This is a genomic window from Pseudomonas sp. B6001, from assembly GCF_013386015.1.
GTDB lineage: Bacteria > Pseudomonadota > Gammaproteobacteria > Pseudomonadales > Pseudomonadaceae > Aquipseudomonas.
The window spans coordinates 229,470-248,995 of sequence record NZ_JACAOX010000020.1 but is presented as its reverse complement, the minus strand read 5'-3'; the positions used below and the strand labels follow the sequence as shown (position 1 = coordinate 248,995).

Below are 19,526 nucleotides of genomic sequence, written 5' to 3'. Positions count from 1 at the left end.
AGAAAGGGTAGAGATTTGATGTTGACTGCCAAAAAAGAAAAATTTTCAGCTATTTCTAACCTTTGTTCGACAGTCCTTCACCGAGCGTGGTTCTTGCGTTCACAGCTACAAGCCCTTTACGCGCCGATCAAGGATAGACCATGAGCCTTCCAATGCAGGCCGAACTCCCGGCCATCCTGCTTCCATTTGCCAAGCGGGCCGAGCAGTCATTTCGTGACGCCGTGGCCGGATTGGACGGCGATAATGGCCTTTCTGAGTGGACGCCGCAACGTTGGGCTGACTTCGCCCGTGTGTGCGCCGCCAGTGATTTCGTCATTGAACAGAGTGTTCGTGACCCTTTGATGTTGCTCGAGCTGGTGGCCTGGGGCGAACTGGACCGCAGTTTTGCCCCCGGCGAGCTGTGCGGACAGATTGCGACGGCCGTGCAACAAGCCGAGACAGAAGACGAACTGGGCCGGGTTCTGCGCCGCCAGCGCACCCGCCAGCAGGTGCGGATCATCTGGCGCGACCTGACCCGACAGGCGGACCTGGTGCAAACCTGCCGCGACCTGTCGGACATGGCCGACGCCAGCATCGACCAGGCCTATCAGTGGTTGTACCAGCGCCACTGCGTATTGTTCGGCACACCCACGGGCCGTCGCAGCGGCGAACCGCAGCACATGGTCATCCTCGGCATGGGCAAGCTCGGCGCAGTGGAGCTGAACCTGTCGTCCGACATCGACCTGATCTTCGCCTACCCCGAAGGCGGCGATACGGTCGGCGTGAAGCGCTCGCTGGACAACCAGGAGTTCTTCATCCGCCTTGGTCAAAAACTGATCAAGGCCCTGGACCCGATGACCGTCGACGGCTTTGTGTTCCGGGTCGACATGCGCCTGCGACCTTACGGCTCGGCCGGGGCGCTGGTGCTCAGCTTCAACGCGCTGGAGCAGTACTACCAGGACCAGGGCCGCGACTGGGAACGCTACGCCATGATCAAGGCGCGGGTAGTGGCCGGTGACCAGGTGGCCGGTGCGCAACTGCTCGACATGTTGCGACCGTTTGTCTACCGGCGTTACCTGGACTTTTCCGCCATCGAAGCGCTGCGCACCATGAAGCAGTTGATCCAGCAGGAAGTGCGGCGCAAGGGCATGGCCGAGAACATCAAGCTCGGCTCGGGCGGCATCCGTGAAGTCGAATTTATCGCCCAGGCGTTCCAGCTGATCCACGGTGGCCGTGACCTGAGCCTGCAGCAGCGCCCACTGTTAAAAGTGCTGGGTACCCTGGAAGGCCAGGGTTACCTGCCGCCGGCGGTGGTCGCCGAGCTGCGCGATGGCTATGAATTCCTGCGCTACACCGAGCACGCGATTCAGGCGATCGCCGATCGCCAGACGCAGATGCTCCCGGATGGCACCGAAGACCAGGCGCGGATTGCCTTCATGCTGGGCTTTCCGGACTGGACCGCGTTTCATGAGCGCCTGATGTACTGGCGTGGCCGGGTGGACTGGCATTTCCGCCAGGTGATTGCCGATCCGGATGAAGAAGAGGGCGAAGAGAGCGAGTTGGTGGTGGGCGGTGAGTGGTTGCCGTTGTGGGAAGAGTCCCAGGACGAGGAAGCCGCCTGCCGTCAGTTGCAGGAAGGCGGTTTTACCGACGCGCCCAAAGCCTTGAAAACCCTGGCCGGCCTGCGCAGCAGTCCGCAATTGCGTGCCATGCAGCGCCTGGGTCGCGAGCGTCTGGATGCATTTATCCCGCGCTTGCTGGCCCAGGCCGTCGAACATGCCAACCCGGACCTGGTGCTGGAGCGCGTCCTGCCCTTGGTCGAAGCCGTCGCCCGGCGTTCCGCTTATCTGGTGTTGCTGACGGAAAACCCCGACGCCCTGCGTCGCCTTCTGACCCTGTGCGCCGCCAGCCCGTGGATTGCCGAGCAGATCACTCGCTTCCCGCTGCTGCTGGACGAACTGCTCAACGAAGGCCGCCTGTTCAAGCCGCCGCTGGCGCCGGAACTGGCCGCCGAATTGCGCGAGCGCCTGACGCGCATCCCCGAAGATGACCTTGAGCAGCAGATGGAGGCCCTACGGCACTTCAAGCTGGCCCACCGCCTGCGGGTGGCCGCTTCGGAAATCGCCGGCAGCCTGCCGTTGATGAAAGTCAGCGACTACCTGACCTGGCTCGCCGAAGCCATCCTCGAACAAGTGCTGGCCCTGGCCTGGCGCCAGACGGTTGCCCGCTACGGCTCGCCGCAACGGGTGGACGGCACCTTGTGCGATCCTGGCTTCATCATTGTCGGTTATGGGAAAGTCGGCGGCATCGAATTGGGGCATGGTTCGGACCTGGACCTGGTGTTTATCCATGACGGTGACCCCCAGGCCGAAACCGACGGTGCCAAGCCGATCGACGGCGCGCAGTTCTTTACCCGGCTGGGGCAGCGAATCATTCATCTGCTGACCACCCAGACCAACTCGGGCCAGTTGTATGAAGTGGACATGCGCCTGCGGCCTTCGGGCGCATCCGGTTTGCTGGTGAGTTCCCTGGGCGCATTTGCGCGTTATCAGGAAAACGAAGCCTGGACCTGGGAGCACCAGGCGCTGGTGCGTGCGCGAGTGCTGGTAGGCAGTCAGGATGTGGGCCGTGCTTTCGAGCAGGTACGGGCGCAAGTGCTGGGCCGCGCGCAGGACCTGGACAAGCTGCGCCAGGAGGTCAGCGAGATGCGCGCCAAGATGCGCGACAACCTCGGCACCAAGTCCACGGCGGCGGGAACGGCGGCGAATGCCTTCGAACCCACGGCGTCGTTCGACCTCAAGCAGGACGCCGGAGGTATCGTCGATATTGAATTTATGGTGCAATACGCGGCTCTGGCGTGGTCTGCGCAACATCCATCGTTGCTGCGCTACACCGACAATATCCGCATTCTGGAAGGCCTGGAGCAGGTCGGGCTGATGCCCGCCGCCGATGCCCATTTGCTGCGCGAGGTGTATAAAGCCTACCGTTCCGCCGCTCACCGCCAGGCCCTGCAGAACGAGGCCGGTACGGTGGCCGGGGACCAGTTCGCTGACGAACGGCGCCAGGTGCAGCGAATCTGGCATGAACTGGGGTTAAGCTGAAACACTATATAAGGCGGGGAGGCATGAGCCTCCCCGTATCGTTTGTGGAAACTACATGAATATTCTGATCGTTGGGCCCAGTTGGGTCGGTGACATGGTGATGGCGCAGACACTGTTCCAGTGCCTCAAGCAACGTCATCCCGACTGCCAAATCGACGTGCTCGCCCCCGAGTGGAGCCGGCCGATCCTTGAGCGCATGCCCGAGGTGCGTCAGGCCTTGAGCTTCCCGCTCGGCCACGGCGCGCTGGAGCTGGCGACCCGTCGACGCATCGGCAAGTCCCTGGCCGGCCAGTACGATCAGGCGATCCTGTTGCCCAACTCGATGAAGTCGGCACTGGTGCCGTTCTTCGCCGGTATTCCCAAGCGCACCGGCTGGCGTGGCGAGTTTCGCTATGGCCTGCTCAACGATGTGCGCAAGCTCGACAAGGCCCGTTACCCGCTGATGATCGAGCGCTTCATGGCCCTGGCCTACGCGCCGGGAGCCGAGTTGCCGACGCCTTATCCGCGCCCGAGCCTGCAAATCGACCCGGTCACCCGCGACGCCGCCCTGGCCAAGTTCGGCCTGGAGCTGGACCGTCCGGTGCTGGCGCTGTGCCCTGGCGCCGAGTTTGGCGAGTCCAAGCGCTGGCCTTCGGAGCATTACGCCAAGGTTGCGGAGATGAAGATTCGCGAGGGCTGGCAGGTCTGGTTGTTCGGCTCGAAAAACGATCATTCGGTGGGCGAGGATATTCGCCAGCGCTTGATCCCGGGGCTGCGCGAAGAGGCGGTCAACCTGAGCGGCGACACGTCCCTGGCCGAGGCCATCGACCTGCTGTCCTGTGCCGACTCGGTGGTGTCCAACGACTCCGGCCTGATGCACGTGGCCGCGGCGCTGAACCGCCCGCTGGTGGCATTGTATGGCTCGACGTCTCCCGGGTTTACCCCACCGCTGGCCGACAAGGTCGAAGTGGTGCGCCTGGGCCTGGATTGCAGCCCGTGTTTTGATCGCACCTGCCGCTTCGGCCACTACAACTGCCTGCGCCAGTTGCTGCCGCAACCTGTCAGCGACGCGTTGCAGCGGTTGCAGGGCACTGTGGTCGAGGTTCGTTAAGTTGCGGGTTCTGGTAATCAAGACCTCATCCCTGGGCGATGTGATTCATGCCTTGCCGGCGTTGACCGACGCGGCGCGGGCGATCCCGGGCATCCGGTTTGACTGGGTGGTGGAAGAAGGCTTCGCCGAGATTCCCACCTGGCACCCGGCGGTGGACAAGGTGATCCCGGTGGCGATCCGCCGCTGGCGCAAGAACCTCTGGCAGACCTTCAAGAGTGGCGAATGGCGGCGCTTCAAGAAGAGCGTGCAGTCGACCAAATATGACCTGGTGATCGACGCCCAGGGGCTGCTGAAAAGTGCCTGGCTTACCCGCTACGTACGTGCCCCGGTGGCCGGTTTCGACAAACAGTCGGCTCGCGAGCCATTGGCGGCGCACTTCTATTCCCGGCGCCTCGCCGTGGCCCGTGGGCAGCACGCGGTGGAGCGCTTGCGCCAGCTGTTTGCCGTCGCCCTCGGTTATGACCTGCCAAAAGGCCTGGGCGACTACGGCCTCAGTGTCGACAAGCTGCTGGGCCTGCCGCCGAAAAAACCGTTTGTACTGCTGCTGCACGGCACCACCTGGGACACCAAGCACTGGCCGGAAGCCTACTGGCGCGACCTGGCCGAACGCATGGACCGCTTTGGCGTGGACGTGAAGTTGCCGTGGGGCAATGCCGCCGAAAAAGCCCGGGCTGAACGCCTGGCCCAGGGCCTGAAAAACGCCGAAGTGCTGCCCAGGCTGAACCTCGCGGGGGTGGCCCGAGTGCTGGCGGGGGCGAAGGCGTGTGTTGCGGTCGACACCGGCCTTGGCCACTTGGCCGCAGCACTGGATGTGCCAACGATTTCCCTGTTCGGCCCTACCAATCCTGGCCTGACCGGGGCTTATGGCAAGGCGCAGATTCACCTGGCCAGCGACTTCCCGTGTGCGCCATGCCTGCAAAAGAAATGCACTTATCAACCGACTGCCGAAGACCAGCGTCGGTTCGATCTCAAGCGCGAGTGGCCCCTGTGCTTCACTCGCCTGAACCCTGAGCGTGTCGCAACTCGTTTAAGCACGTTGTTACTGGCTGAGGAACACTGATGCAACTGGCTTTTGTCCTCTACAAGTATTTCCCCTTTGGTGGCCTGCAGCGCGACTTCATGCGTATTGCCCTGGAGTGCCAGCAGCGTGGGCATCAGATTCGCGTCTATACGCTGATCTGGGAGGGTGACGTGCCGCCGGGCTTTGAAGTACTGGTGGCGCCGGTCAAGGCGCTGGTCAACCATCGGCGCAATGAAAAGCTCTACGCCTGGATCCAGGCCGACCTGGCCAAGCGTCCGGTCGACCGCGTGGTGGGCTTCAACAAGATGCCGGGGCTGGACCTGTACTTCGCCGCCGACGGCGTGTTCGAAGACAAGGCGCAGAACCTGCGCAACCCGATGTATCGCTGGTTCGGCCGGTACAAGCACTTTGCCGAATACGAGCGTGCAGTGTTCGACAAAGACGCCAAGACGCAGATCATGGTGCTGTCCGAACACCAGCAGCAGCTGTTCACCCAGTATTACGGGACCCAGGCCGAGCGTTTTCATTTGTTGCCGCCGGGCATCGCCCGCGACCGCCGCGCGCCGCCCAATGCTGCCGAGATCCGCGCCGAGTTTCGTCGCGAATTCGGCCTGGCCGACGATGATTTGCTGCTGGTGCAGATTGGCTCGGGCTTCAAGACCAAGGGCGTTGATCGCAGCCTCAAGGCCGTGGCCGCGCTGCCGTCGAGCCTGAAGAAACGCACCCGGCTATTTGTAATCGGCCAGGACGACCCCAAAGTATTCCAATTGCAGAGTGCTGCGCTGGGACTGGGCGACCAGGTGCAGTTCTTCAAGGGCCGCAGCGACATCCCGCGCTTTCTGCTGGGCGCCGACCTGTTGATCCACCCCGCGTACAACGAGGCGGCCGGCATGGTGCTGATCGAAGCGGTGGTCGCCGGCCTCCCGGTGCTGGTGAGCAAGGTCTGCGGCTACGCGTTTTACATCGACAAGGCCCAGAGTGGGCGGGTGTTGGACGAACCGTTCGAGCAGGCCCAGCTCAACCAGTACCTGGTGGATATGCTCGACGATCCACAAGCGCGCGCGGCCTGGAGCCGCAATGGTCTGGCCTTCGCTGAGACGGCCGACCTCTATAGCATGCCGCAGTACGCTGCGGACCTGATTCTGGCGGAGCCAAACCGATGAAGTTGATTCTTGCCGAACCGTTCAAGACCCTGTGGGCCGGACGCGATGCGTTCGCCGAAGTCGAGAAGCTGGACGGCCAGGTGTTTCGTGAGCTGGCCGCGCGCCGTACCCTGCGTACGGAAGTGGAAGGCCGCCATTATTTTGTAAAGATCCACCGGGGAATTGGCTGGGGTGAAATCCTCAAGAACCTGATCACGGCCAAGTTGCCTGTCTTGGGCGCGGGCCAGGAGTGGGACGCGATCCAGCGTCTGCAGGAACTCGGCGTGCCCACCATGACCGGCGTGGCCTTTGGTGAAAAGGGCAGCAACCCGGCCGACCAGCACTCGTTCATCGTCACTGAAGAGCTGGCGCCTATCGTCAGCCTTGAAGACCTGACCATGGACTGGGTCAAACAGCCGCCCGTGCCGGCGATTCGGCATGCCTTGACCGTTGAGCTTGCGCGCACCCTGGGCACGATGCACCGGGGGGGCGTGAACCATCGTGATTGCTACCTGTGCCACTTCCTGTTGCACACCGACCAACCGGTTACCGTGCACAACATCAAGCTCTCGGTGATCGACCTGCACCGTGCCCAGGTGCGTTCGAAGATTCCCCGGCGCTGGCGTGACAAGGACCTGGCGGGGCTTTACTACTCCGCCCTGGAGATCGGTTTGACCCGGCGCGACAAACTGCGGTTTCTCAAGGCGTACTTCCAGCAACCTTTGCGCCAGATCCTGGGCGAGCAAAGCGCGCTGCTGTCGGCGCTGGAACGCATGGCCGCCAAGCTTTACGCACGCAAGCAACGATACGGGGATGCGCTCTGATGGCGGGTTGGAACCTGGAACCCGCTTACGCCGCCCTGGCGGATGACTTTGGTAGCCTGGAAGCCGTGTTCGCCCTGCAAGGCGAGCGGCTGACCCGCGATCCGTTGTCCGAAGTGATTCGCGTGGAGCGCGGCGGGGTCAACTATTACGTCAAGCGCTACGTCGGTGCAGGCAAGGGGTTGCGCCGCTATCTGGGCAAGCCACGAGTCAAGTCCGAATGGCAGAACCTCAAGCGCTTTGCCAAGTGGGGCATACCCACCGCCGATGTGATCGCCTGGGGCCTGGAGCGTAAAGGCCTGGCGTATCACCGCGGGGCGATGATCACGCGCGAGCTGCCGAAGACTGAAGACTTGTCGGCATTGGCCGAGCGCAATGACCCGCAACTGTCAGACCCGGTGTGGGTCAACAAGATCAGTCGCCAGCTCGCTGAATACACGCGGACCATGCACGACCACCGGTTTACCCACAACGATTTGAAGTGGCGCAACTTGTTGGTAGACGACCAGCAAACCCTGTACCTGATCGATTGCCCCAATGGCGATTTCTGGCGCGGGTTCTGGCTCAAGTACCGCATTACCAAGGACCTGGCCTGCCTGGACAAAGTCGCCAAGTATCACTTGTCGGCTACCCAGCGCCTGCGCTTCTACATGCAATACCGTCAGCGCAAACACTTGAGTGCGGCGGACAAACAGCGAATTCGCCACGTGGTGAAGTTTTTCGAGGGGCGAGAATGAGTGATTTCCTGGCGGCCGAAGATCGAGCATTGCTTGAGCGCAACGGCCTCGGCACTTTCGACGCGCTGTGGGCCAAGCAACTGGATGCGGTGGACGAGCCCAATACCAGCCGCGGCGGCTGGAGCAGCGTGTTTCGCCTCGAACTCGAAGGCCAGGGCTACTACCTCAAGCGCCAGAGCAACTACCTGACGCGCACCTTGCACCGCCCGTTTGGCGAGCCGAGTTTTGCCCGCGAGTTTCGTAACATCAGCCGCTATCGGCAGTTGGGTATTCCGGCATTGCAGGCGGCGTTTTTCGGTGAGCGCAAAGTGGCCGGAGAGCATCGGGCGATGTTGCTGACCCGGGCGCTGGATGGTTGGAATGACCTGGATTCATTGCTGGAGCAATGGTCTGAGTTGAGCGACGTGCAGCAGCGGGCAATCCTGCTGGCCTGCGGTCAGCTTGCTCGTCAGTTGCACAGCGTGGGCCAGGTGCATGGCTGTTTTTATCCCAAGCATATTTTCCTGCAGGCCACCGGCGACGGGTACGCGGCGCAGTTGATCGACCTGGAGAAAACCCGCCCGCTGCTGTTCGGCTGGCGTGACCGGGTCAAGGACCTGGAACCGCTGTTGCGCCGTGCGCCGCAGTGGTCGGACGATCAGGTTCGCCAGCTGTTGGCGGCCTACCTGGACCAGCCGCAGGACAGCGCATTGGTTGCCACCTGGCACCAGCGCCTGGCGGCCCGGCGCAGTCACAAGGAAAACCGCTGATGCGTTTGTCCGAACTGAAAAATGCCGGCCGCACGCCAAGCCTGCCCCTGAGCATCGAACTGGCAGACGCTGCCGGGCCTGGGCAGTTGCAACTGCTGAGCCTGCTGCGGGTATTGCCGGGCCAGCGTTATGTCGGCGCAGCTGTGTGGCGCGGGCGCCCGGTGCTGGCCAAATTGTTGGTGGGCAGCAAGGCGGCGCGGCATTTTCAGCGTGAACTCAAGGGCGTGCGGTTGTTGGCCGAACAAGGCCTGACCACACCGCTGTTGCTGGCCGATGGTCTGCAAGAGGGTGAGGGCGGTTGGCTGCTGTTCGAGTTTCTTGAAGGCGCCGACAGCCTGGCTGATGCGTGGCAGGCTGTTGAACACCTGCCGCCGCTGGCTGACCAGCAGCAAGCGGTGCTCGCCGAAGCGCTGGGTGCGATTGCGCAGATGCACGCCAAGGGCCTGTGGCAGGAAGACCTGCACCTGGACAACCTGCTGCGTCAGGACGGCAAACTGTATTTGATCGATGGCGCCGGGATCTGTGTCGAAGAGGCGGGCAAACCGCTGTCGCGCAACCGGGTCCTGGAAAACCTTGGGGTGTTTTTCGCGCAGTTGCCGAAAAACCTCGAGCCGTTTACCGAAGAGTTGCTGGTGTATTACCTGCTGAGCAATGGCGAACACGCGTTGCCGCTCGAAGCGTTGCAGAGGCAGGTACGCAAGGTCAGCGTCTGGCGCTTGAAGGATTTCCTGAGCAAGGTTGGCCGGGAGTGCACGCTGTTCAGCGTCGTGCGCGGACCGTTCGCGCTGCGCGCGACTCGTCGTGAGGAAGAAGCGGCGATGCTGCCGGTGCTGGCGCAGGCCGATGCGCTGCTCGACCAGGGCCACCTGTATAAAACCGGCGGGGCGGCCAGTGTCGCCAAGGTCGAGGTGGGTGGTCGGCCGCTGGTGATCAAGCGCTACAACATCAAGGGGGTTGCCCATTGGCTCAAGCGCTTCTGGCGCCCGAGCCGGGCCTGGCATTCGTGGCGCGAAGGCAATCGCCTGGCGTTCCTCGGCATCGCCACGCCCAAGCCGCTGGCGTTGCTGGAAAAGCGCTTTCTGTGGCTGCGCAGCCGCGCGTATCTGGTGACCGAGTACCTGCCGGGGCCGGACATCATCGAGCGGTTCGCGCCGTATGTTGAGAGTGGCGAGGCACCCGAGGCCGAATTGCAGGCCCTGGATTATTTGTTCGCAGAGTTGATCCGCGAGCGCATCAGCCATGGGGATTTCAAGGGGCATAACCTGTTCTGGCACACGGATCGCTGGGCGCTGATCGACCTGGATTCGATGTGTCAGCACACGTCCTTGAGCAGCTTCGCTCCGGCATATGCCAGGGATCGGGCAAGGTTTATGCGTAACTGGCCTGAGAGCAGTGCGTTGTATCGGGTGATTGATCAGCGGTTGCCAAAGGCAGTGGGCTAGGGGTTTAGGGCCGCTGCGCGGCCCAACGGGAGCAAGCTCCCTCGCCACAAGTTCGATGGTCAGTTTCTAAAATGTGTACTCGGCGCCGGCGCCTGCATACCACGAGCGTCCCGGCGCTGCTTCGTAATAGCGGCCGTTGCCGTCTCCGACAATCACCGACCCCACATATTGGCGATCCAGCAAGTTATCCAGGCGCAGGGTCTGGTGGAACGTCCAGTGCTCCACCTTCTGCTCAAAGCGTGCACGCCAGTTGAACACGCTGTAGCCCGGTGCCGCGTGTTGCTGGTTGGTGTCTTCGACGTAGACCTTGCTGCGGTACATGCCTTCCACGGCGGTGCTGACCCAGTCCCGGGGTTTCCAGTTGAGCTCTGCGAACAGTGTGGTTTGTGGCACACCGGGGAGGTAGTTGCCTTTGTCCACCGGTTTGCCGCCGCCAATGAAGTCGCTGTCGTAGGTGGCTTGCAGGCGGGTGTAGGCGATGTTGGTACTCCACTGCTCGCTGAGCTGGCTTTCGATGCCCAGCTCGAAGCCGCGGCGCAGGGTGCGGCCGGCGTTCTGGTAGCTGGTGCGGCCACCGATCGATTGGTCCACCACCAGCTCGTCCTCGGTGGTGATCTGGAAAACAGCGGCGTTGACCCGGGTGTCGTTCAACTGTGCCTTCAAGCCCACTTCATACTGCGTGCTTTCCGACGGCTTCAGGCCGAAGTTGAACCCTTCGATGTTGCCCGGCGCGTACGCCAGTTCCGCCTGGGTTGGCGTCTCGAACCCCTTGCCGGCACTGACGTAGCCGTGCAGGTCGGGCGTGAAGGCATACATCACGCTCACGGACGGTGTGTTCTTCTGATAGGTCTTGTTGCCGCTGGAGTCGCCGTTGCTCAGGAACTGGTCGTCGACATCCAGTTCCATGGTGCTGTGGCGTACCCCGGCTTGCAGGGTCCAGCGATTGATGGCCCAGTTGGCCTGGATGTAGGGGTCGAGGCTGCGGGCGGTGTCGATTTCATCCCGGCGCAACTGGCCTTTTACGCCAAGGGTGTTGCCGCTGTAGTTCTGGTAGCCGTGGCGGCTGTCTTCGCTCTGGTCGAAATCCAGGCCGGTGATGATCATCAGCTCGCCCGGCACGCTGTCGACCGGTTGCATCCAGCGCACGGAGCCGCCGTAGAACTTGCGGTCGAACTGCACCACGCCGCCGCCGCGTTCGTTGGCGGGCGTTCCCTTGGGAATCGACAGGTACTGAATCACGCTCCGTCGCCCGGTATAGGCATTCACCTGCAGTGTGGCGTCACCGAAATACCGCTCGTAATTCATCCCCAGTTGCTGGTGGTCGATGCTTTTGCGGGTGTTGTACAGCTCGGCGGCGCTGCTGACCGAGCGCGGGTCGGCCTTGTACGCATCCCACGCCTGCCCCAGCGGATCCTGCGTGCCGTTCTGTTCCAGGCTGCTGTAGATCAGCGCCAGTTTGCTGTCTTCATCGGGCTCGAAATTGAGCTTGGCAAAGGTCTGGTCGCGGCGGGCGCTGCTGTGGTCGCGATAACCGTCGGTGTCCATGCGCGAGGCGTCCAGCACGAAGCCTGCGCCGTCTGCCGCGCCTTCGGCGGTGAGGTGGTTCTTGCTCAGGCCGTCACTGCCCACCAGCGTCTCGGCACCGATGCGCGGCGGGCCTTCGCCGTTGCGGGAGAACATCTGGATCACGCCGCCGGCATTGCTGCCATACAGTGTGGCGGCCGGGCCGCGCAGGACTTCGATGCGCTCGGCGGTGTCGAGGTTGAACGTCGCCGCCTGGCCCTGACCGTCCGGGGTGCTGGCGGGTATGCCGTCGGCGATCAGCTTGATACCGCGCACACCAAATGCCGAGCGGGCACCGAAGCCACGGGAGGAAATCTGCAAGTCCTGGGCGTAGTTCTGGCGATTTTGAACCACCAGGCCGGGCACGCGGGACAGTGCCTCTGAAGCATTGATGCCCAGTTGGCCATCGCTGATTTGCTCACGGCTGATGCTGTCCACCGAATACGGCAGGTCAAACGACGGGCTGGCACTGCGCGAACCGGTGACCACGCTGGGGTCCAGGACCAGTGGCGCTTCATCGGCCTGGGCGCTGCTGTACAGGCCAAGCAGTCCGGGAAGCAGCATCGCAAATCGAGTGGGTACAACAACTTTCATGAGTAAACCAGCATCCATGGCGCACAAAAGTGCGCGAGTTTAACGATTCAGCCAGCTTTTGCCATTTCGGAATCTTCTTACATGGCGCGGCGGTGCGTGGGGTCTGGGTCGCCAACAGGGCCGATGTTAGCGTTGCTGGCCATTCAGAGGGCTTGCCATGACGCTAAAAATGACTGCTGCGCTAAGCATTGGAATCCTTGTGTTGAGCGGCTGCGGAACGGCCAATACGCTGTTGCGCGAAGACGCGGCGGCGGCACGTGAACTCAGGAAGCAAAAAACCTACTGCCAGTCGATTCCCCGTGTCTACAGCGGGGTTGCCTTTGATTTCTGCCTGCTGCACGCCGCGCCGGACCTCACTGGCGTGCTGATGCCATTCGTTCTATTGGATATAACGGTCTCGGGCATTGTTGATACAGTGGTCCTGCCCTATACGGTCTACAAGCAAGGTGCCGATGGCAACATCAGTATCTATTGGCGCCCGGGTTCATAAACGGATCCGGCAAGGTTGTATGGGGCAGGGATGAATGCCCACACTTATGCCAAATGGAGTTGTCCGTGAGTCTTGCAACCAGAGTCCTTCTCGCCGCTGTACTGGTATCCACCACCGGTTGCGGCACCATCAACACGGTGTTTCGCCCGGACGCCGTTGCCAGCCAGAACCTCAAGGAATCGCGCAGTTATTGTGAAAACGTGCCGCGTATCTACAGTGGGGTGATCTACGGTTTCTGCACCTTGAACGGCGCCCCCGACACCACCAAAGAGCACACGCGCGATGCCTCCGGCTCCCTGCCGATCTTCGCCGCCGAGCTCGTGGCCTCCGGCTTGCTCGACACCCTTGTGCTGCCCTACACGGTCTACCGCCAGAACAGGGACGGCAGCATCGAGATTTTCCGCTAGGCCTGCAGTGACAACCGGTCGCCACAATCCCTAGATCATCCCGCGCCGTGTTTACGCTATAATCCCGCCCTTTAGCTGTTTCTCGCCCAGGCGGGGAGCACACTTTTTTCAGGCGTGACGCGCCTGCATGCAGACTAAAAGAGGCTAGACCCCTGTGGCATTGACGATTCTTGGCCTGTCCGGCGCCCTTAGCCATGATCCTTCCGCAGCCTTGTACATCGACGGCAAGCTGATCGCGGCCGCCGAAGAAGAGCGCTTCGTGCGCGACAAACATGCAAAGAACCGCATGCCCTACGAATCGGCGAAGTTCTGCCTGGAACAAGCCGGTATCAAGCCTTCCGACGTTGATGTGGTGGCGATTCCGTTCGCCCCCATCAGCCTGTTCGGCGAGGCCCGCTGGCACTATGCCAAGCGTTACTGGTACGCCCCGGACCGCGCCCTCGACGCGATCCTGATGGGCAACCGTCGCTACAAGCGCTATCGCAACAAGATCGTCTGGTGCCTGGAGCAACTGGGCTTCGATCCGAAGAAAATCAAGATCGAACCGGTTGAACACCATCTGGCTCACGCCTCCAGTGCCTACCACTGCTCGGGCTTCCAGGAGAAGACCGCGATCCTCGGGATCGACGGCAAGGGCGAGTACGCCACCACCTTCTTCGGCTACGGCGAAAACGGCAAGATCCACAAGATCAAGGAATTCTACGATCCGGACTCCCTCGGCGGCCTGTATGGCGCGATCACCGAGTTCCTCGGTTTCGAGATGCTCGACGGTGAGTTCAAGGTCATGGGCATGGCGCCGTATGGCGATGCCAGCAAGTACGATTTCTCGCGCCTGGCCTCCTTTGAAAACGGCGAGCTGGTGATCAACACCGACTACGCCAACGTCATCGGCCTGCGCCGCTACAAAGAGAAGGGCAAGGGTTTCTACTTCTCGCCAAAACTGATCGAGTGGCTGGGTCCGAAGCGCGAAGGCGATATCGCCGACGAGCCGTACATCCACTACGCGGCCAGCATGCAGGCGCTGTTCGAGAAACTGGCGTTGCAGATGATCGACCATTACCTGGGCGACATCCTCAAAGACACCGGCAAGCTGGCGTTTGCCGGCGGCTGTGCGCTGAACGTCAAGCTGAACCAGAAGATCATTGCCCGCGACGACGTCAAGGAGCTGTTCGTGCAGCCGGCGTCCGGCGATGCCGGTACTGCGGTGGGTGCAGCCGCCTACGTGTCTCACGCCCGTGGCGTACCGGTTGAGAAGATGGAGCACGTCTATCTCGGCCCGTCCTACAGCAACGAAGACGTGATCGCGGCGTGCGCCAAGCACGAGAGCAAGCCGGTTTGGCGCAAGATTGAAAACATGCCCAAGCGCATCGCCAGGATCATGGTCGACGGCAACCCGGTGGCCTGGTTCCAGGGCCGCATGGAGTTTGGCCCGCGTGCCCTGGGCGGTCGTTCGATCATCGGTTGCCCAAGCGCCACCGGCGTGGCTGACCGGATCAACCACCAGATCAAGTTCCGCGAGCGCTGGAGGCCTTTCTGCCCGTCGATGCTCGACACCGTTGCGCCACAGATGATCAAGGTCGATCACCCGGCGCCGTTCATGACCTTCACTTTTGAAGTGTCGGAAGAGTGGAAAACCCGCGTGCCGGAAGTGGTCCATGAAGATGGTACCTCCCGTGCCCAGGTGCTCAAGCGCGAATACAACCCGCGCTACTACGACATGATGAAAGAACTGGAAGTACTGACCGGCAATGGTGTGTCGCTGAACACCTCGCTCAACCGTCGTGGCGAAGCGATGATCTGCTCGCCGACCGACGCGCTGAACATGTTCTTCGGTTCCGACCTGCAGTACCTGATCATGGAAGACATCCTCGTGGTCAAGGACGGCGTGGACCCTTATGACGCCGTGGTCTAAATGCTGAACCGCTTCCAGGGCTGGCGTGAACGTGGCTGGACGCCTGTCGAGGCCGAGGTTTACGCCCAGGCCTGGCAGCGTTTTGGCGGCAGCGTGGCGACTCATCCGCAGATCGTCGAGCGGCTGGCGCACCTGGCGCAGATTCCGGTGCGCTACCTGGGCTGGGAGCAGGACGGTGAGCTGAAGGGCGCAATTGCTACCTGGGGGCGCGACCTGGCCCTGTCCAAGGACGTGCTCAAGCGCAAAGGCAAAAAAGGCCTGTTTGATCTGGGTAACGCCGAGATCATCCTGCCGATTGCCGCCGATGCGCAGGTGCCGTTGCGCCATCGCGCGCGTTATCTCTCTGCATTGAATGAAGGGCGCGTGAGCACCCTCAGGCCCCAGGCCGAGCAGTTGGCCATGGCGCGCACACCGGAAGAGCTGTCGAAGAAGTTTCGCTACAACCAGCGCCGCGAACTGCGTTTGCTGGAAGAGGCGGGCGGCGTGGTAAGGGCGGTCGGCGAGTTTTCCAGCAGCGAACTGGCGGCGATTTACTGCGACCTGTTCCAGCGGCGCTGGGGTTTCCCGGCGGCGGGTGCCGAGCGCTTGGCCGAGGTGCTGGAGTTGCTCAAGGAATTCCTGTTCGGCTCGGTGCTGTTTCTCAATGACGCTGCGATTGCCGTGCAACTGGTGTATCAGGTGCAGGCGCCGCAGTGGGTCAGCGCCGAATACGTCAACGGCGGTGTCGACCCTGAAACCAAGGCGTTCAGCCCCGGCAGCGTGCTGAGTTTCCTCAATACCCAAAGTGCCTGGGAGCAAGCGCGGGCGAGCGACAAGCCGCTGCGTTTCTCCTTCGGGCGTTCCGACCGTGAATACAAGGAGCGCTGGTGCAACCCGGTGCCGGTGTTCAGCGTATGAGTCGCAAACAGCAATTGCTCAAGCAGCACCGGCGCAACAAGCGTATTGCGCTGTTGGTGGGCCTGTTGCTATTGGTGGCTGTCGGTGTGCTGGTGGTCTGGTGGTTGCCACTGGTGCTGGCCGTGGTGCTGTGGGCCGCACATGAGGCCTGGTTTGCCGATCATCTGTTCTACTCGCCGAAAGACGATTATGAGTACGCGTTTCCTGAAGGGAGCGAGTGCGCGGGCCTGCGTCTTGAAGCCGGGCGCCTGCTGTTGGACACGCCTCTGGTGGGCGATGAAACCCTGATCGTCGGGGTTGAACTCAAAAGCTCTTGGCTCGGGCGTTTTCTCGACCCGGCGGTGGACGTGTCGGGCCTGGATGCACCCGACCGGCAAGTCTTCGAGCGTGGTCTTTCAGGCCGGCGTTACCTCAACCTGACGGGCATGGGCGAAGCACTCGCCGGCGGTAAGCTGCGCTTGCGCGGGCGCTTCTGCCGGATCAAGGGGCAGCCGAAGCTCTGGTTGTTCCGCCAGCCGGACTACCGTCGCCAACGGGTGATGGTCATCGCGCCCCATGCCGACGATGCCGAATTGGCCGCTTTCAGCCTCTACAGCCAAGCCGACGAGAGCTGGATCGTCACCCTGACGGCGGGCGAAATCGAAGCCGATCACTATCAGCAGATGGGCATGCCCAAGGCCGATGCCGCACGACTCAAAGGCCGCCTGCGTGCCTGGGACAGCGTCACCGTGCCGCGTTGGGCGGGCGTTCCCGAAGCGCAGTGCGTGCAGTTGGGGTACTTCTGCATGCAGCTTGCAGCGATGCAGGCCGCACCGGATCAGCCCCAGGCTTCCCGGGAAGCTCAGTTGGACGATACGCGGCTGTTTCGCCAGTTCAATGCCCTGGCCTTGCCCGGGGATGTGGACGGCGCCCCGACCTGGAATAACCTGATTGCCGACCTGCGGGCATTGCTGCTCAAGGCGCGCCCGCAGGTGATCGTGTTGCCGACGCCGTTGCTGGATCCGCACCCGGATCACATCTGCGCCCACGCCGCGATTCTCGAAGCCTTGCAAGGCCTGGAGTGGCAACCGGGCACGTTGCTCGGCTACGCCAACCACCTGCATGATAACGATCGTTGGCCCATGGGTGATTCGGGCGCTGGCGTGGCCTTGCCGCCGCGTTTTGATGCCTCTCGTGAACTGGTGCCTTGCAGTTTGCCGCTGACGCTCAGCCAGCAGCAGGACAAGGCCATGGCCCTGGGCATGATGCACGACTTGCAGCCGCGGGCGCCGTTCAAGCGCCGCGTGCGCAGGTGGTTGCAGCAATTATTGGCGGGCCGTAGTCCATCGCCTTACGGAGAGAATGAGTTCTTCCGCAAGGCGGTGCGCCGTCATGAGTTGCTCTGGGTGTTGAAGCAGGATTGAGACCTTATTGAAGGCAGGCTTGCAGCGCCTGCCGCCCCTTTTCGCCGGGCTGCGCGCCCGCAGCCAGATTGCAGCATGGAGAGTTATGAAACCTCGTTTCAAGGTTTTGCAGTTACAGCCGGACTACAACGTCAAGACCCACGACTTCGCCGACCTCGGCGAGCAGATCGTCAAGGCCTTGCCGGCTGAACGTTTCGAGGTCACATCCGGGTTCCTCAGCGGCCGCCCGCTGCCCGGCCAGCCCCTGAGCGTGGCTGAGCACTCCCATTATTTCGAGTTGCCGGAAAAGTCCCTCAAGGGCATTCGTTTCGGCGCGATGTGGCAGATCTACAAATATTGCCGCGAGCAGAAATTCGACGTGGTCATCTGTAACCGCTTCAAGTCGGTGAACATGATGCTGTCGCTCAACCGCTGGTTGAAGATCCCCCTGTGCATCGGCATTTCCCACGGTTTTGGCGAGTACGCCCGGGGCTACCGCCGGCGCCAGACGCAGAAGTGGGTCAGCCCGGCGTGGCGATTCGTCGGGGTGTCGGCAGCGGTCAGGGATTACCTGGTGGACCTCAACTGCGGGTTCACCCGCGAAAACACCACCTTTGTCACCAATGCCATCGACATCCCCCAGGCCGAAGCCTTGCAGTTGCCACGGGATGAAGCGCGCGAGGCCCTGGGCCTGCCGCTGGATGCACGGATGATTGGCGCCCTGGGCCGCCTGGTGCCGATCAAGGGCCACACCCATTTGTTGCAAGCGTTCGCCACCCTCAAGGACAAATACCCTGAGGCCCAGGTGGGGATCATCGGCTCCGGCCGCGCCGAAGCAGACCTGCGCGCCGATATCGAGCGCCTGGGCCTGACCGGCCGTGCGCACCTGCTGGGCTTTCGCGAAGATGGCATGAAGTATGTGCGCGGTTTCGACATCTGGACCATGCCGTCGTTGTTCGAAGGCCTGGGCCTGGCGCTGCTGGAAGGCATGAGCGGCCATCTGCCGGTCATCGCCTCCAATGGCCCGGCGATGCTGCCGTTGGTGCAAGGTGCCGGCGGCCTCTCCCATGATCCGGGCAATGTCGAGCAGTTGGCGGCAGCACTGGACACTTACCTGGCGCTGAGCGACGAAGAACTGCGCGCCAAGGGTGAGCAAGTGTTCCGCTACCTGGAAGAAAACCACACCCTGGACGAGTTCCGGCACAAGTATTTGAACCTGATCGAAACCGGTCTGCGTGAAGTAGGTAAAGCATGAGTCTGCAGCAACCCCTGGTCACTGTGATCATCGCCTCCTACAACCACGGGCCGTACATCGAGCAGAGCATTCTCAGTGTGCTCGGCCAGACCTACCCCAACATCGAGTTGCTGGTGGTAGACGATGGCTCCAGGGATGACAGCGTGGAGCGCATCCAGCGCTTGCAGGCCGAACACGGGTTTGATTTCCAGGTGCAGCAGAACCAGGGCCTGACCAATACCCTGAACGGTGCCATCGCTCGCGCCAAAGGCAGCCTGATCGCGCCATTCGGCTCCGATGACATCATGCTGCCCGAGCGCATCGCCACCCAGGTTGCCTACATGGAAGGCAAGCCGAAGGTGGGTATTTGCGCCGGCAATATCGAGTTGATTGATGGGGACGGCAAGCCATACCCGGAGAAGAAGCAGCGCCGCGACTTGCCGTTTCGCAGCCTGGATTTCGATGACCTGTTCCTCGATCGCAAGCCCTTTCCGCCGGCACCGACGCTGATGATCCGTCGGCAGGCGCTGGAAGAGGTCGGAGGGTTCGATCCGCTGATTCCGCTGGAAGACTTGCTGATCGAATTGAAGATCACCCACGCCGGGTACACCATCGACGTGTTGAGCGTGGTGATGGCGCGCTATCGCCAGCACGCGACCAATACCTACAAGAATCACCGCTACATGATCCAGAACATCCTCAAGACCTACGGGTTGTTCAGCGATCATCCCGCCTACGATCAGGTTCGCTACAACTTCCTGAACTCGATGTTCCTCAAGACCGCCGACCGTGACCGCCCACTGGCGCGGGAGATCCTCAAGCAGATTCCGTTGAAGTTCTGGGGTCGCAAGACCTTGCGTGGGTTGGTGCGGCTGTACCTGGCGCCGCAGCGCAGCTCATAGGGCTTCGGCCGGGCCATTGCGTTCATCGCAATGGCCCGAGGCCTGCAACCCCGGCGCTTCAAG

Annotated in this window: 16 protein-coding genes; 15 read left to right on the top strand and 1 reads right to left on the bottom strand. The window is 62.1% G+C overall.

Features of this window, described 5'->3' with window-relative positions:
- Nucleotides 1-140 precede the first annotated feature (140 nt).
- The 8 genes from glnE to HX821_RS23040 are packed head-to-tail and all read left to right on the top strand — an operon-like array spanning nt 141 to nt 10,082.
- Nucleotides 141-3,080, top strand: a complete 2,940-nt coding sequence (gene glnE, locus HX821_RS23075) for a bifunctional [glutamate--ammonia ligase]-adenylyl-L-tyrosine phosphorylase/[glutamate--ammonia-ligase] adenylyltransferase (protein WP_102367964.1) — start codon at nt 141-143, stop codon at nt 3,078-3,080.
- 55 nt (nt 3,081-3,135) lie between these two features.
- Nucleotides 3,136-4,170, top strand: coding sequence for a lipopolysaccharide heptosyltransferase II (waaF, locus tag HX821_RS23070; protein ID WP_177036446.1), 1,035 nt, complete (start codon nt 3,136-3,138; stop codon nt 4,168-4,170).
- A gap of 1 nt (nt 4,171) precedes the next feature.
- Entirely contained in the window at nt 4,172-5,230 is a 1,059-nt protein-coding gene (gene waaC, locus HX821_RS23065) for a lipopolysaccharide heptosyltransferase I (protein WP_003209442.1), read from the top strand.
- Nucleotides 5,230-6,354, top strand: a complete 1,125-nt coding sequence (locus HX821_RS23060) for a glycosyltransferase family 4 protein (RefSeq protein ID WP_003209448.1) — start codon at nt 5,230-5,232, stop codon at nt 6,352-6,354. The genes waaC and HX821_RS23060 overlap by 1 nt, the downstream gene beginning before the upstream one ends.
- Entirely contained in the window at nt 6,351-7,157 is an 807-nt protein-coding gene (gene rfaP / locus HX821_RS23055) for a lipopolysaccharide core heptose(I) kinase RfaP (RefSeq protein WP_134325629.1), read from the top strand. Before HX821_RS23060 ends, rfaP begins: the two co-directional genes overlap by 4 nt.
- Nucleotides 7,157-7,891, top strand: a complete 735-nt coding sequence (locus HX821_RS23050) for a lipopolysaccharide kinase InaA family protein (protein ID WP_003209451.1) — start codon at nt 7,157-7,159, stop codon at nt 7,889-7,891. The genes rfaP and HX821_RS23050 overlap by 1 nt, the downstream gene beginning before the upstream one ends.
- A complete protein-coding gene (locus HX821_RS23045) occupies nt 7,888-8,640 on the top strand; it encodes a lipopolysaccharide kinase InaA family protein (RefSeq protein ID WP_008439156.1) in 753 nt (250 codons plus the stop codon). The genes HX821_RS23050 and HX821_RS23045 overlap by 4 nt, the downstream gene beginning before the upstream one ends.
- Entirely contained in the window at nt 8,640-10,082 is a 1,443-nt protein-coding gene (locus HX821_RS23040) for a lipopolysaccharide kinase InaA family protein (RefSeq protein ID WP_177036444.1), read from the top strand. The genes HX821_RS23045 and HX821_RS23040 overlap by 1 nt, the downstream gene beginning before the upstream one ends.
- 66 nt (nt 10,083-10,148) lie before the next feature.
- Here HX821_RS23040 and HX821_RS23035 read toward each other — a convergent pair whose 3' ends face one another.
- The gene (locus HX821_RS23035) at nt 10,149-12,239 is read right to left on the bottom strand and encodes a TonB-dependent receptor (protein ID WP_174717770.1); all 2,091 of its coding nucleotides are present in this window, start codon (nt 12,237-12,239) and stop codon (nt 10,149-10,151) included.
- A gap of 157 nt (nt 12,240-12,396) precedes the next feature.
- Here HX821_RS23035 and HX821_RS23030 point away from each other — a divergent pair, with 157 nt between their 5' ends.
- From HX821_RS23030 to HX821_RS23000, 7 genes are all read left to right on the top strand, one after another.
- Entirely contained in the window at nt 12,397-12,729 is a 333-nt protein-coding gene (locus HX821_RS23030) for a YceK/YidQ family lipoprotein (RefSeq protein WP_177036442.1), read from the top strand.
- A gap of 53 nt (nt 12,730-12,782) precedes the next feature.
- Nucleotides 12,783-13,136: a YceK/YidQ family lipoprotein gene (locus tag HX821_RS23025; RefSeq protein WP_008439144.1), complete on the top strand. Its 354-nt coding sequence runs from the start codon at nt 12,783-12,785 to the stop codon at nt 13,134-13,136.
- Between the two features lie 154 nt (nt 13,137-13,290).
- The gene (locus tag HX821_RS23020) at nt 13,291-15,048 is read left to right on the top strand and encodes a carbamoyltransferase (RefSeq protein WP_008439143.1); all 1,758 of its coding nucleotides are present in this window, start codon (nt 13,291-13,293) and stop codon (nt 15,046-15,048) included.
- Nucleotides 15,049-15,945, top strand: a complete 897-nt coding sequence (locus HX821_RS23015; protein ID WP_177036440.1) for a GNAT family N-acetyltransferase — start codon at nt 15,049-15,051, stop codon at nt 15,943-15,945.
- Nucleotides 15,942-17,348 carry a PIG-L deacetylase family protein gene (locus HX821_RS23010; RefSeq protein WP_177036438.1) on the top strand — a complete coding sequence of 469 codons (1,407 nt, stop codon included), beginning with the start codon at nt 15,942-15,944 and terminating at the stop codon, nt 17,346-17,348. Before HX821_RS23015 ends, HX821_RS23010 begins: the two co-directional genes overlap by 4 nt.
- Nucleotides 17,349-17,433: 85 nt before the next feature.
- The gene (locus HX821_RS23005) at nt 17,434-18,582 is read left to right on the top strand and encodes a glycosyltransferase family 4 protein (RefSeq protein WP_134325632.1); all 1,149 of its coding nucleotides are present in this window, start codon (nt 17,434-17,436) and stop codon (nt 18,580-18,582) included.
- Complete coding sequence (locus HX821_RS23000; protein WP_003209477.1) at nt 18,579-19,463, top strand: glycosyltransferase; 885 nt, start codon at nt 18,579-18,581, stop codon at nt 19,461-19,463. Before HX821_RS23005 ends, HX821_RS23000 begins: the two co-directional genes overlap by 4 nt.
- Nucleotides 19,464-19,526 lie beyond the last annotated feature (63 nt).